Below are 12,760 nucleotides of genomic sequence, written 5' to 3'. Positions count from 1 at the left end.
ACATGAGGGCAACCCATTGAATACCTCCAACTTGATGAGCCGTCTGCTGGCCCCTTGCGTCTTGGCGCTCAGCCTCGCCGCTTGCTCGCCCGGGAATGACACCCAGGCCGGCAAGACCCTGAACATCGCGTTCTTCGGCGACAACACCACGCTGGTCAGCGTCGACCCGTTCCAGGTCTATTGGCTGGAACACCGGGTACTGCTGCGCAACGTCGCCGAATCCCTGACCGACCAGGACCCGGAGACCGGCAAGATCATTCCCTGGCTGGCCAAAAGCTGGGAAGTGAGTGACGACGCGCTGACCTACACCTTCCACCTGCGCGATAACGTCACCTTCAGCAACGGCGAGCGCTTCGATGCCAAGGCGGTGAAAACCGCGTTCGACAGCGACAAGGCCCTGGCCACTGAGCTGCCGGCGACCTTCGGCGCTACCTACCTGGCGGGCTTCGACCACGCCGAGGTGGTGGACGACTTCACCGTCAAGCTGGTGCTGTCCAAGCCTAACGCCGGCTTCCTGCAAGCCACGTCGACGACCAACCTGGCGATCCTGGCGCCCGCCTCCTACGCACTGACCGTGAAAGAGCGCTCCCTGGGCAAAATCATCGGCACCGGGCCTTTCGTGCTGGCCAGTTACACGCCGGAAGTCGGCGCCCACCTGACCAAGCGCAAGGGCTACGCCTGGGCCTCGGCCAATATGAAAAACCAGGGTGAAGCGCATCTGGACGCGGTGGACGTCAGCTACATCCCCGAAGAAAGCGTGCGCAACGGCCTGTTCCTGCAAGGCAAGGCCGACATCCTGTGGCCACGCAACCCGTTCTCGGAAGTCGATCTGAAACTGTTCCAGTCCAAGGGCGCGACCATCCAGAGCCGCTCGCTGCCGGGGCCTGCGCTCAACCTGTACCCCAACACCCGTGGCGGGCGCATCCTGGCTGACCAGCAAGTACGTCAGGCAGTGCAAAAGGCCCTCGACCGCAAGAGCTACGCCAGCACCGTCTACAACGCCGAGTTCCCGGTGGTGGACGGCATCTTCGACGTGACCACGCCGTACTTCAAAAGCCAGGGCAACAAACTCGCCTATGATCCGGCCGGTGCCGAGCAACTGCTGGACCAAGCCGGCTGGGCCAACGGCGCCGACGGCTATCGGCAGAAAAACGGCAAGCGCCTGACACTGAGCTACAACATCACCCCGGCCGAAACCGCCGGCGACGTGCTGATCCAGGACCAACTGCGCAAGGTCGGCATCGAGTTGAAGCTCAGCGTGGTCACCCGCGCCGAATGGGTCGCCAACAACTCCGCGGGCAACTACGACCTGACAATCAGCTACATGACCCGCGCCGACCCGATCATCCTGCAAACCATCCTCGATCCGCGCAGCGCCAACAGCTCCACGGTGGCCACCAATACCTATGAACCGGCGGTGCTGGAGAAAGCCAAGGGCTTGTTCGATGCCGGCATCACCGCGACCCAAGGCCAACAGCGGGCGGCGGCCTATGGTGACCTGCAAGACTTGCTGATCGATGAAAGCTCGGCATTCCCGGTGTATGAGCGCGTGTGGCAGGCGGCGACGTCGCCCAAGGTGAAGAACTTCCGCTGGACCGCCGAGGGCTTTGCGCTGCTGGGTGATATCGAGGTCGGCACGCCATGAGCCGCTACCTGATCGGCCGCGTTGGCCAGGCGCTGCTGGTGCTGTGGGGTGCCTACAGCATCACGTACTTCATTCTGTATCTGCTGCCGGGTGACACCTTGTCGATCATGCTCAGCGCATCGGGCATGGAGGCCGATTCGCTGTCGGTGGAAGACCTGGCCAAGGCGCGGGCTTACTACGGCCTGGACAAGGGCCTGTTCGAGCAATATGTCGACCTGCTGCTGGGCGCGCTGCGCGGTGACTTCGGCCAGTCACTCTCGCTCAATCGCCCGGTGGCCGAGCTGCTTGCCGAACGCCTGCCGCAGACCTTGTCCCTGGCGGGCCTGGCCATCGTGCTGTCGCTGCTGGGCGGCATCGGTCTGGCCTACCTGACCGCCTATATCCGCTGGCGACCGCTGAAGCAGGCACTGGCGCGGCTGCCGTCGCTGGGGTTCTCGGTGCCGGTGTTCTGGATGGGCCTGCTGCTGATCCAGGTATTTGCCTTCGGCCTTGGGTGGTTCCCCGCCACCGGCAGCCGGGGCGTTGAAAGCCTGGTGCTGCCGGCCATCACCCTGGCGATTCCCAGCGCGGCGGTGTACGCCCAGGTGCTGCAACGCAGTTTCCAGGGCGTGTGGAAAGAGTCCTATATCACCACTGCCTACGCCAAGGGCCTCAGCCGCGGCCAGGTGCAGGCGCGTCATGGCTTCAAGAATGCCGCGCTGCCGATCCTCACCCTGATCGGCTTGCAGGTCGGCAATACGGTGTCTGGCGCGGTATTGGTGGAGACCATCTTTGCCCGCTCCGGCATTGGTCGCCTGGCCCAGGAAGCGGTGCTGCGCCAGGACATTCCGGTGGTACTGGCAATCGTCGCTGTATCAGCGGCGGCATTTGTACTGGTGAACCTGCTGGTCGACCTGCTTTACCCGTGGCTCGACCCGCGCATTTCCCACACGCCAAAGGTGTCCTAGACCATGACCATCCTTGAGCAGAACCTGGGGCGCAACGCCCGCCCGGCAAGCCCTGCACTGTGGCGCCGCCGCAGCCGTCTGCAACGCGCGGCAGCGGTGGTGTTGCCGCTGCTGCGCAGGCCGGGGTTCAGCCTGGCACTGCTGGTCGTGGTGTTTGCGCTGGTGGCGGCCGTCGCCCCGCACCTGTTGAGCAGCTTCGATCCGTACGCCACGTCGCCCATCGACAAGCTGCGTGCACCCAACCTGAGCCACTGGTTCGGCACCGATGAACTGGGCCGCGACCTCTACACCCGCGTGGTGTTCGGCTCCAGTCTCTCGGTGCTGGCGGCGTTTCTCGCAGTGGGTATCGCCCTGCTGGGTGGGCTGGGCCTGGGCGTCCTCTCGGGCTTTGCCGGTGGCCGCATCGACGCGGTAATCATGCGCTTCGTCGATGTGCTGCTGGCCCTGCCCGGCCTGCTGCTGGCCTTGGCCATCGTCACCGCGATCGGCTTCGGCACCGTACCTGTCGCGATAGCGGTGGGCATCGGCATCATTCCAGGTTTTGCCCGCACCACCCGCGCCGAAGTGCTGCGGGTCAAGACCCTGCCCTACGTCGAGGCTGCGCGCCTGGGCGGTGCAAGTTGGGGGCGCACGTTGCTGCGGCACATCCTGCCCAATGCCTGGGGGCCAGTGGCGGTGCTGGCGACCCTGGACTTTGGCGCGGCTATCCTGGCAACCGCCGGCCTGAGTTTCCTGGGGTTTGGCGCCGCGCCACCGGCAGCGGAATGGGGCACCTTGATCGCCAACGGCCGGCACTTTCTGATCACCGCGCCGTGGGTGTCGCTGCTGCCCGGCCTGTTTTTGGTCGCCGTGGTGTTCAGCCTCAACCATATCGCCCGCACCTTCGAGGAGATCCAGCGATGAACGCGTTAGTGGATATTCGCCAACTCAGCGTCACCTACCGTTCCGGCGGGCACGTCAACCAGGCGGTGCGCGCGCTGTCGTTCGCCATCGCCCAGGGCGAGACGGTGGCGATTGTCGGCGAGTCCGGCTCGGGCAAGTCGACCCTGGCCAATGCCATCCTTGGCCTGCTGCCGGACAACGCGCAAATCAGCGCCGGGCAACTGTGGGTGGACGGCAACGACCTGACCCACGCCAACGAGCGCCAGCAACGCACCCTGCGCGGCCGCACAGTGGGCCTGGTGCCCCAGGACCCGATGGTCAGCCTCAACCCGACCCTGCGCATCGGCCAGCAAATCGCCGAGGCGCTGATCCTGGCCAGGGGCAAACGCTACCCCGCTGTCGATGCGGACATTGTCGAGTTGCTGCAACAGGTGGGCATCGACAAACCGGTGCTGCGCGCCCGCCAGTATCCCCATGAACTCTCCGGCGGCATGCGCCAGCGCGTGCTGATCGCCATTGCCCTGGCCGGCAACCCGCGCTTGATCATCGCCGACGAACCCACCAGCGCCCTCGACGTAACGGTGCAGCGCAAGATCCTCGACCACCTGCAACGCCTGGTCAGTGAGCGTGGCATTTCGCTGTTGATCATCACCCATGACCTGGGCGTGGCCGCCGACCGTGCCGACCGGATCCTGGTGATGCAGCAAGGCGAACTCGTCGAACAAGGGCCGCCACGCCAGATCCTCGGCGCGCCACAACATGACTACACCCGCGCGCTGATTGCCGCCGCCCCGGCGTTCGCCAAGCGTCGCGAGCCGTTGGTGCGCATTGACCCGGCGCAACAACCTCTACTGAGCCTGCACAATGTGGGCAAGACGTTCGTGCTGCCCAAGGTCAAGGGGGAGGACTCGACGTTCGTGGCCCTTGAAGACCTCAACCTGCAGGTGTATCCCGGCCAGACCCTGGCGATCGTGGGCGAGTCCGGCTCGGGCAAGAGCACTGCGCTGCGCATTGCACTCGGCCTGGAAAAACCCACACGGGGCCGAGTCTGGTTCGAGCAACAGGACGTCACCGACCTGAGCTGGCGCGAATTCCGCCCGCTGCGCCAGCGCCTGCAACTGGTGCAGCAAAACCCGTTTGCCGCCCTCGACCCGCGCTTCACGGTATTCGACAGCATTGTCGAACCGCTGGTGTCGTTCGGCTTGCTCAAGGGCCCGGCGCTGGAACAGGCGGCGCGGGAGCTGATCGCTCGGGTACACCTGCCGGTCAGCTACCTCGATCGCCTGCCGCGCGAACTGTCCGGCGGCCAGTGCCAGCGCGTCGCCATCGCCAGGGCCCTGGCGTTGAAACCTGATCTGTTGCTGCTGGACGAACCGGTCAGCGCCCTCGATGTGTCGGTGCAGGCGCACATGCTTGATCTGCTGGAAGAGCTGCAACGGGAGATGGGCATCGCCTATGTACTGGTGTCCCACGACCTGTCGGTGGTGGCCAACTTCGCCCATGAAGTGCTGGTGCTGCGCAATGGCCGGGTGATTGAACAGGGTTCGGTGGAGCGGATCTTCAATCAGCCGGCGAGTGACTACACGCGGGAATTGATTGCAGCCATTCCTGGTCGGCAGGTCACGGCGACGGCGGCGTGACCTGTCGTCTAAGTTGCTCCCCGCCCACGAGTCGAGCAACTTCTATTACATCTCGGTACATTAAGTCATGCACCGCCCGGCGCATTGGGCCTACGCCTTCATTCCAGGGTGGGTGGCCAATCATGATCTGCACCACCGCCACGGCGTCGAGAAAAACTTCGGCGTATCTTCGCCGCTGTGGGATCACGTGTTTGGCACCTACGCTCGGGCGAACCCTCTGCGTAGAAGTAATTCAAGAAGTGCGTTCAGGGACACGTGACCGAAGGTTGATTACGAGATGAATCTCTCGTAACCCACCAGCGTTTCAACCAACCTCTTGGCTCAAACCTTCGGTTGTTCCGGATAAAACCTGTAATACCCTGCGATGGCGGCGTTTCGGCAAACCTGCCACTCATCACGGTGAGCTATAACGAACTGCTGAACGCTTGCCAGCGGATAATTCGTATCTACCGCCGTGACGGGCTCACCGGTTTCCATATCGAACGAATGGGTAGTGCCAGCGCCCCGCACTGTTAGATAGATAGGTGCGTTCGGATTCTCACAGATAACAAACGCCTTGGGTGCCTCAAACCTGTTCGATGCGGGGAGGACGGTAGCAAGCCGCGCGTTGATTTGCTCGCGGGCACAACCGAAGCCTGCCGCCTGCATATCGACGCGGCCGTGCGTTTCGAAGTCGTAGGGAACATAGCCATCCTGGGTCAGGTAGCAGACCTCCTGGATCAACTGCGCCGGAATAGCCCCTCGATGCAGGTACCAGCAATGTTCTTCAGAGTTACCGGTCAGGCTAAGCTGGTGTTGCAACGCCTGCGCTGTCAATTCACCAACATTCATATTGGCGCTCAGGCCAACGTACTTGCCGAATAGCGCGGGTATGCCGAGCCAGCGATACAACTCCAGAAAGCTGACCAACCCCACCTTCTTTGCCCGGTCGTAGTCCTTTAAATCGTCGGAATCGATCATGATCCTGACTCTAGATTTATCTTGGGAAAGGGTGTTCTTTGGCTTTCGTCGTTCGACAAATTCCACGTAGGCGAGCTGTTGTTCCGTGAGTTCTACGGTTTCTTGTGGGACGCCGGTGCCCTCGGGGTAAGCGCTGGTTGTCAACCAAGTATACCCAGTGAGTGGCTCCTCTTCAGGAATGGGCACATGCCCAAAACGTAAGGCATCCGAAAGGATGCTTTCTGCCAGAGGCACGGCGGTAAAGTGATAGAGCTTCATGACTGGGAGGTCCATTCCTGAGTAGTGGCACAATGATATATTCGCCGTAAAATACGATCCAGCTGAAATCTGACGTCTAATAGACTACGAAGTCATACGATTGCTCGGCTTCACAAGCCGATCCATACGGTCCACGCAAAAGTCTTTTGTCATCACGGCTATTGATAGCACCCTAACGAAACCCCCATGCTAGAGGGCTAATCGCTCGCTTATATCATTCTGAATGATAGTTACCTTTGCTTCATTCGATTCGTGACATAGCACATCGCCGCGCATGATCCGCCCATCTCAAATACATTGGCGGATGCACCTCATGGAACAGTCACTCAAACATTTGCGCTTCCCCCTGGCGATTTTGGCCGTGGTGGTGATGAGCGCGTGCGGCAAGACCCCGGAACAAGCGGCCGCCATGCCAGCTGCCAAAGTCAGCGTGGCCAAGGTGCTGGAGCAACCGGTCAACGAGTGGGATGAATTCACCGGTCGCCTGGAAGCCCCGGAAACCGTGCAGATCCGTCCGCGCGTGTCCGGCCAGATCGATCAGGTGGCCTTCACCGAAGGCGCCCTGGTGAAGAAAGGCGACCTGCTGTTCCAGATCGACCCGCGTCCGTTCCAGGCCGAAGTACGCCGCCTTGAAGCCCAGCTTGCCCAAACCAAAGCCGCCGCCACCCGCAGCGATAACGAAGCCCAGCGTGGCGAACGCCTGCGCCAGAGTAATGCAATCTCCGCCGAACTGGCCGACTCGCGCACCACTTCCGCCCAGGAAGCCCGCGCAGCCGTCGCCGGGATTCAGGCGCAATTGGACCTGGCCAAGCTGAACCTGAGCTTTACCCGCGTGACCTCGCCGATCAGCGGCCGCGTCAGCCGTGCCGAAATCACCGCCGGCAACCTGGTGACCGCCGATGTCACCGCGCTGACCAGCGTGGTGTCCACCGACAAGGTCTACGCCTACTTCGACGCCGATGAGCGCGTGTTCCTCAAGTACACCGAACTGGCCCGCCAAGGCCGTCGCGGTGCGACCACCCCGGTTTACCTGGGGCTGTCCAACGAGACCGGCAACCCGCACCTGGGCCAGATGAACTTCGTCGACAACCAGGTCAATCCGGCCACCGGCACCATCCGTGGTCGCGCCGTGTTCGACAACAGCAAGGGCGAATACACCCCTGGCCTGTACGCACGCCTGAAGCTGGTCGGCAGCGGCACCTACTCCGCCGTGTTGATCAATGACAAAGCCGTCGGCACCGACCTCGGCAAGAAATTCGTGCTGGTGATGGACGGCGACAAGCCGGCCTATCGCGCGGTGGAGCTGGGACCGAAGATCGAAGGTTTGCGCATTGTGCGCAGCGGCCTGAATAAGGACGACACCATTATCGTCAAGGGCCTGCAGCGCGTGCGCCCTGGCTCGCCGGTCGCCCCGGAAACCATTCCGATGGCCAGCAAGGAAACCCTCGCCGCTTTGGCCCAACAACGACAAGCGCTTGAAGCCAGCAACCTGGAACAAGTGGCGCCGGATAAAGCCGCGCCAAAACTTGCCAGCGCTGCGACTCCACGCGGTTAAGGGATACGACTCAAGATGAATTTTTCCAAGTTCTTCATTTCGCGGCCGATCTTCGCAGCGGTGCTCTCGCTGCTGATCCTGATCGCCGGTGCGATCTCGCTGTTCCAGCTGCCGATCAGCGAATACCCGGAAGTGGTGCCGCCGACTGTCGTGGTACGCGCCAACTTCCCGGGCGCCAACCCCAAAGTCATCGGTGAAACCGTGGCCGCTCCGCTTGAGCAAGCCATCACCGGCGTCGAGAACATGCTGTACATGTCCTCGCAGTCGACCGCCGACGGCAAGCTGACCCTGACCATCACCTTCGCCCTGGGCACCGACTTGGACAACGCGCAGGTGCAGGTGCAAAACCGTGTGACCCGGACTCAGCCGAAGCTGCCTGAGGAAGTGACACGTATCGGTATCACCGTGGACAAGGCCTCCCCCGACCTGACCATGGTGGTGCACTTGACCTCCCCGGATCAGCGTTACGACATGCTCTACCTGTCCAACTATGCCTTGCTCAACGTCAAGGATGAGCTGGCGCGACTGGGCGGCGTGGGTGACGTGCAGCTGTTCGGCATGGGCGACTATTCCCTGCGGGTGTGGCTGGACCCGAACAAGACCGCTTCACGCAATCTGACCGCCACTGACGTCGTCACCGCGATCCGTGAGCAGAACCGTCAAGTCGCCGCCGGTGCCCTGGGTGCGCAACCTGCACCGACCGCCACCGCGTTCCAGTTGTCGGTGAACACCCAAGGTCGCCTGGTGACCGAGGAAGAGTTCGAGAACATCATCATTCGCTCTGGCGCCAACGGTGAAATCACTCGCCTGCGCGACATCGCACGGGTGGAGCTGGGTTCCAGCCAATACGCCCTGCGTTCGTTGCTCAACAACCAGCCGGCGGTGGCGATCCCGATCTTCCAGCGCCCGGGTTCCAACGCGATCGAGATCTCCAACGAAGTGCGCGGCAAGATGGAAGAGCTGAAAAAGAGCTTCCCGCAAGGCATGGACTACAGCATCGTCTATGACCCGACTATCTTCGTGCGCGGCTCCATCGAAGCGGTGGTGCACACGCTGTTCGAAGCGCTGATCCTGGTTGTCCTGGTGGTGATCCTGTTCCTGCAGACCTGGCGCGCCTCGATCATTCCGTTGGTGGCGGTGCCGGTATCGTTGATCGGTACCTTTGCGGTGATGCACCTGTTTGGCTTCTCGCTCAACGCCCTGTCCTTGTTCGGATTGGTACTGGCCATCGGTATCGTGGTGGACGACGCCATCGTGGTGGTGGAGAACGTCGAACGGAACATCGAACTGGGCCTGGAACCGTTCCCGGCCACTGAAAAAGCCATGAGCGAAGTGACCGGCCCGATCATCGCCACCGCGTTGGTGCTGTGTGCGGTGTTCGTACCCGCGGCGTTCATCAGCGGCTTGACCGGACAGTTCTACAAGCAGTTCGCCTTGACCATTGCGATCTCGACGGTGATCTCGGCGTTCAACTCGCTGACCCTGTCCCCTGCCCTCGCGGCGGTGTTGCTCAAGGGCCACAACGCGCCGAAAGACGGGTTCTCCAAGTTCCTCGACAAGGTGCTGGGTGGCTGGTTGTTCAAACCGTTCAACCGCTTCTTCGACAAGGCCAGCCATGGCTACGTCGGTACCGTACGCCGTGTGATCCGTGGCAGTGGTATCGCGCTGTTCCTGTACGCCGGCCTGATGGTCCTGACCTGGTTGGGCTTTGCCCACACGCCGACCGGTTTCGTACCGGCCCAGGACAAGCAATACCTGGTGGCCTTCGCCCAATTGCCGGACGCCGCGAGCCTGGACCGCACCGAAGACGTGATCAAGCGCATGTCCGACATCGCGTTGAAACAACCGGGCGTGGAAAGCGCCGTAGCGTTCCCGGGCCTGTCGATCAACGGCTTCACCAACAGCCCGAACAGCGGCATCGTGTTCGTGACCCTGAAACCTTTCGACGAGCGTAAAGACCCGAGCATGTCCGCTGGCGCGATTGCCGGTGCCTTGAACGGCAAGTACAGCAGCATCCAGGAAGCCTACATGGCGATCTTCCCACCGCCGCCGGTACAGGGCCTGGGTACGATCGGTGGTTTCCGCCTGCAGATCGAAGACCGTGGCAACCTGGGTTACGACGAGCTGTACAAAGAAGTGCAGAACATCATCACCAAGAGCCGCACGACGCCGGAGCTGTTCGGCCTGTTCACCAGCTACACGGTCAACGTGCCCCAGGTCGATGCCGCCATCGACCGCGAAAAGGCCAAGACCCACGGCGTGGCGATCAGTGACATATTCGACACCCTGCAGATCTACCTGGGCTCGTTGTATGCCAACGACTTCAACCGCTTCGGCCGGACCTACCAGGTCAACGTGCAGGCTGAGCAGCAGTTCCGCCTGGATGAAGATCAGATCGGCCAGCTGAAAGTGCGCAACAACAAGGGCGAGATGATCCCGCTGGCGACCTTCATCAAGGTCAGCGACACCTCGGGCCCGGACCGCGTGATGCACTACAACGGCTTCATCACCGCTGAAATCAACGGCAACGCTGCACCGGGCTACAGCTCGGGCCAGGCTGAAGCGGCGATCGAGAAACTGCTGAAAGAAGAACTGCCCAACGGCATGACCTACGAGTGGACCGACCTGACGTATCAGCAAATCCTCTCGGGCAACACCGCGCTGTTCGTGTTCCCGCTCTGCGTACTGCTGGCGTTCCTGGTACTGGCCGCCCAATACGAAAGCTGGAGCCTGCCATTGGCGGTGATCCTGATCGTACCGATGACCCTGCTGTCGGCGATTACCGGGGTGATTATCTCGGGCGGCGACAACAACATCTTCACCCAGATCGGCTTGATCGTACTGGTGGGCCTGGCGTGCAAGAACGCGATTCTGATCGTCGAGTTCGCCAAGGACAAGCAGGCAGAAGGCCTCGACCCGCTCGCTGCGGTACTGGAAGCCTGCCGGTTGCGTCTGCGGCCGATCCTGATGACCTCGTTCGCCTTCATCATGGGTGTGGTGCCACTGGTGTTGTCCAGCGGTGCCGGTGCCGAGATGCGTCATGCCATGGGCGTGGCGGTGTTCTCCGGGATGATCGGTGTGACCTTCTTCGGTCTGTTGCTGACGCCAGTGTTCTACGTACTGATCCGTCGCTATGTGGAGCGCAGCGAAGCGCGCAAAGCGGCCAAGGCCTTGAAGCTGGAGACACAGCAATGAGTGTGAAAGTCTTTCTGCCGAGCTTGCTGGTACTGGCGCTGAGCGCCTGTGCCGTAGGCCCGGACTACAAAACCCAGACGCCGGAGGCGGCCAATATCACCGCCGCTGCCGATGCCAAGAAATATGACCATGCCAAGTTCGAAGGCATCTGGTGGCAGCAGTTCGAGGACCCGACCCTCAACCAACTGGTGACCCAGTCGCTGCAAGGTAACCGGGACCTGCGCGTCGCCTTTGCCCGCCTGCGGGCGGCACGGGCGATCCGCGATGACGCCAGCAATGACGCCATGCCGACCATCACCAGCCGTGCCAGCAGTGACCTGGCCAAGGGACAGATCCCCGGCCAGACCACCAAGCGCGTCAACAGCGAGCGTTATGACCTCGGCCTGGACATGGCCTGGGAACTGGACCTGTTCGGTCGCATCCAGCGTAACCTGGAAGCCACCGACGCCGACCAGCAGGCCGCCGAGGCTGACTTGTACCAACTGCAAGTCACCATGATCGCCGAACTGGTGGACGCCTACGGTCAACTGCGGGGCGCGCAACTGCGTGAACGCATTGCCCTGGACAACCTGAAGAACCAGCAGGAATCGCGCACCATCACCGTCAGCCTGCGGGATGCCGGTGTGGGTGACCAGCTCGACGTGGAGCGTGCCGACGCACGCCTCGCGGCAGTCGAAGCCAGCGTGCCGCAACTGCAGGCCGAACAAGTGCGCGAGCGTAACCGCATCGCCACCCTCCTCGGCCAGCGTCCCGACAAACTCACCGTCGACCTGGGCCCTAAAGACCTGCCGGCGATTGCCAAGGCGTTGCCGATTGGCGACCCGGGGCAACTGCTGCAGCGGCGCCCGGACATCCTCAGCGCCGAACGCAAACTGGCCGCCGCCACCGCGCGTATCGGCGTGGCCAAGGCCGACCTGTTCCCACGGGTCAGCCTCAGCGGCTTCCTCGGCTTTACTGCCGGGCGCGGTTCGCAGATCGGCTCGTCCGCCGCCAATGCCTGGGCCCTTGGCCCGAGCATCACCTGGGCCGCCTTTGACCTGGGCAGCGTGCGCGCCCGTTTGCGCGGCGCCGATGCCGAGGCCGATGGCGCACTGGCCACCTACGAGCAACAAGTGCTGTTGGCCCTGGAAGAGTCCGAAAACGCCTTCAGTGACTACGGCAAGCGCCAACAGCGCCTGGTATCGCTGATCCGCCAAAGCGAATCCAGCCGCGCCGCCGCCGACCTCGCGGCAATCCGCTACCGCGAAGGCACCGTGGACTTCCTGGTACTGCTCGACGCCCAACGCGAACGCCTGGCCGCCGAAGACTCCCAGGCCCAGGCCGAAGTCGACCTGTATCGCGGCATCGTCGCGATCTACAAGGCACTGGGGGGTGGCTGGCAGCCGGATACGGTGGTCGCTACCGCCAAGTGATGTAAAGAGCTCCTTTGGTTGGTCGCATCCAGCCAATTTTTTGCCCCGTGGTCCATTCGGTCACGGGGCTTTTTTTGTTTAAGGCGTCCTAAAATATTGAAGGTTATCTCTGTAAGTCTAATGCGAAGTTATTAGTAGGTATTTTCCTAGTACTGCACTATGTCTTGCGGAGAGAGTGAAGTATTTTCCATCGATGCAGCCCCTTCTCCTATTGGAGACGCACCGATACATAGAGTTACAAAGTGCACATTTGCTTAAGACTGACA

9 protein-coding genes are annotated in these 12,760 nt (G+C 62.1%); 8 read left to right on the top strand and 1 reads right to left on the bottom strand.

What is annotated here, in order from left to right:
* Positions 1-34 precede the first annotated feature (34 nt).
* From BM70_RS0103090 to BM70_RS32125, 5 genes are all read left to right on the top strand, one after another.
* Positions 35-1,645, top strand: a complete 1,611-nt coding sequence (locus BM70_RS0103090) for an ABC transporter substrate-binding protein (RefSeq protein WP_043274153.1) — start codon at positions 35-37, stop codon at positions 1,643-1,645.
* Positions 1,642-2,592 carry an ABC transporter permease gene (locus BM70_RS0103085; protein ID WP_025854644.1) on the top strand — a complete coding sequence of 317 codons (951 nt, stop codon included), beginning with the start codon at positions 1,642-1,644 and terminating at the stop codon, positions 2,590-2,592. The genes BM70_RS0103090 and BM70_RS0103085 overlap by 4 nt, the downstream gene beginning before the upstream one ends.
* A gap of 3 nt (positions 2,593-2,595) precedes the next feature.
* The gene (locus BM70_RS0103080; protein ID WP_025854643.1) at positions 2,596-3,495 is read left to right on the top strand and encodes an ABC transporter permease; all 900 of its coding nucleotides are present in this window, start codon (positions 2,596-2,598) and stop codon (positions 3,493-3,495) included.
* On the top strand, positions 3,492-5,114 hold the full coding sequence (locus tag BM70_RS0103075; protein ID WP_025854642.1) for an ABC transporter ATP-binding protein: 1,623 nt from the start codon (positions 3,492-3,494) through the stop codon (positions 5,112-5,114). Before BM70_RS0103080 ends, BM70_RS0103075 begins: the two co-directional genes overlap by 4 nt.
* A gap of 67 nt (positions 5,115-5,181) precedes the next feature.
* On the top strand, positions 5,182-5,373 hold the full coding sequence (locus BM70_RS32125; RefSeq protein WP_256220872.1) for a sterol desaturase family protein: 192 nt from the start codon (positions 5,182-5,184) through the stop codon (positions 5,371-5,373).
* Positions 5,374-5,435: 62 nt separating this feature from the next.
* Here BM70_RS32125 and BM70_RS0103070 read toward each other — a convergent pair whose 3' ends face one another.
* Positions 5,436-6,332, bottom strand: a complete 897-nt coding sequence (locus BM70_RS0103070) for a hypothetical protein (protein WP_025854641.1) — start codon at positions 6,330-6,332, stop codon at positions 5,436-5,438.
* Between the two features lie 313 nt (positions 6,333-6,645).
* Here BM70_RS0103070 and mexE point away from each other — a divergent pair, with 313 nt between their 5' ends.
* From mexE to BM70_RS0103055, 3 genes are read left to right on the top strand one after another with little or no spacing between them, the layout of a single operon-like run.
* Positions 6,646-7,887, top strand: a complete 1,242-nt coding sequence (mexE, locus tag BM70_RS0103065) for a multidrug efflux RND transporter periplasmic adaptor subunit MexE (RefSeq protein ID WP_025854640.1) — start codon at positions 6,646-6,648, stop codon at positions 7,885-7,887.
* 15 nt (positions 7,888-7,902) lie between these two features.
* Positions 7,903-11,082, top strand: a complete 3,180-nt coding sequence (locus tag BM70_RS0103060) for an efflux RND transporter permease subunit (RefSeq protein ID WP_025854639.1) — start codon at positions 7,903-7,905, stop codon at positions 11,080-11,082.
* Positions 11,079-12,494 carry an efflux transporter outer membrane subunit gene (locus BM70_RS0103055; RefSeq protein ID WP_025854638.1) on the top strand — a complete coding sequence of 472 codons (1,416 nt, stop codon included), beginning with the start codon at positions 11,079-11,081 and terminating at the stop codon, positions 12,492-12,494. Before BM70_RS0103060 ends, BM70_RS0103055 begins: the two co-directional genes overlap by 4 nt.
* The last annotated feature ends 266 nt before the right edge of the window (positions 12,495-12,760 follow it).

Source organism: Pseudomonas sp. CHM02, assembly GCF_000612585.1.
Lineage (GTDB): Bacteria > Pseudomonadota > Gammaproteobacteria > Pseudomonadales > Pseudomonadaceae > Aquipseudomonas.
Note: the sequence above shows the minus strand (reverse complement) of the source record. Positions and strands in the feature narration are given on the sequence as shown.

Excerpts from the sequence above, each read along its gene's own strand:
- BM70_RS32125 (WP_256220872.1), top strand. The coding sequence starts at position 5,182 with ATGCACCGCCCGGCGCATTGGGCCTACGCCTTCATTCCAGGGTGGGTG.
- BM70_RS0103070 (WP_025854641.1), bottom strand. The coding sequence starts at position 6,332 with ATGAAGCTCTATCACTTTACCGCCGTGCCTCTGGCAGAAAGCATCCTT.
- BM70_RS0103085 (WP_025854644.1), top strand. The coding sequence starts at position 1,642 with ATGAGCCGCTACCTGATCGGCCGCGTTGGCCAGGCGCTGCTGGTGCTG.
- BM70_RS0103090 (WP_043274153.1), top strand. The coding sequence starts at position 35 with ATGAGCCGTCTGCTGGCCCCTTGCGTCTTGGCGCTCAGCCTCGCCGCT.
- BM70_RS0103080 (WP_025854643.1), top strand. The coding sequence starts at position 2,596 with ATGACCATCCTTGAGCAGAACCTGGGGCGCAACGCCCGCCCGGCAAGC.
- mexE (WP_025854640.1), top strand. The coding sequence starts at position 6,646 with ATGGAACAGTCACTCAAACATTTGCGCTTCCCCCTGGCGATTTTGGCC.
- BM70_RS0103060 (WP_025854639.1), top strand. The coding sequence starts at position 7,903 with ATGAATTTTTCCAAGTTCTTCATTTCGCGGCCGATCTTCGCAGCGGTG.
- BM70_RS0103075 (WP_025854642.1), top strand. The coding sequence starts at position 3,492 with ATGAACGCGTTAGTGGATATTCGCCAACTCAGCGTCACCTACCGTTCC.
- BM70_RS0103055 (WP_025854638.1), top strand. The coding sequence starts at position 11,079 with ATGAGTGTGAAAGTCTTTCTGCCGAGCTTGCTGGTACTGGCGCTGAGC.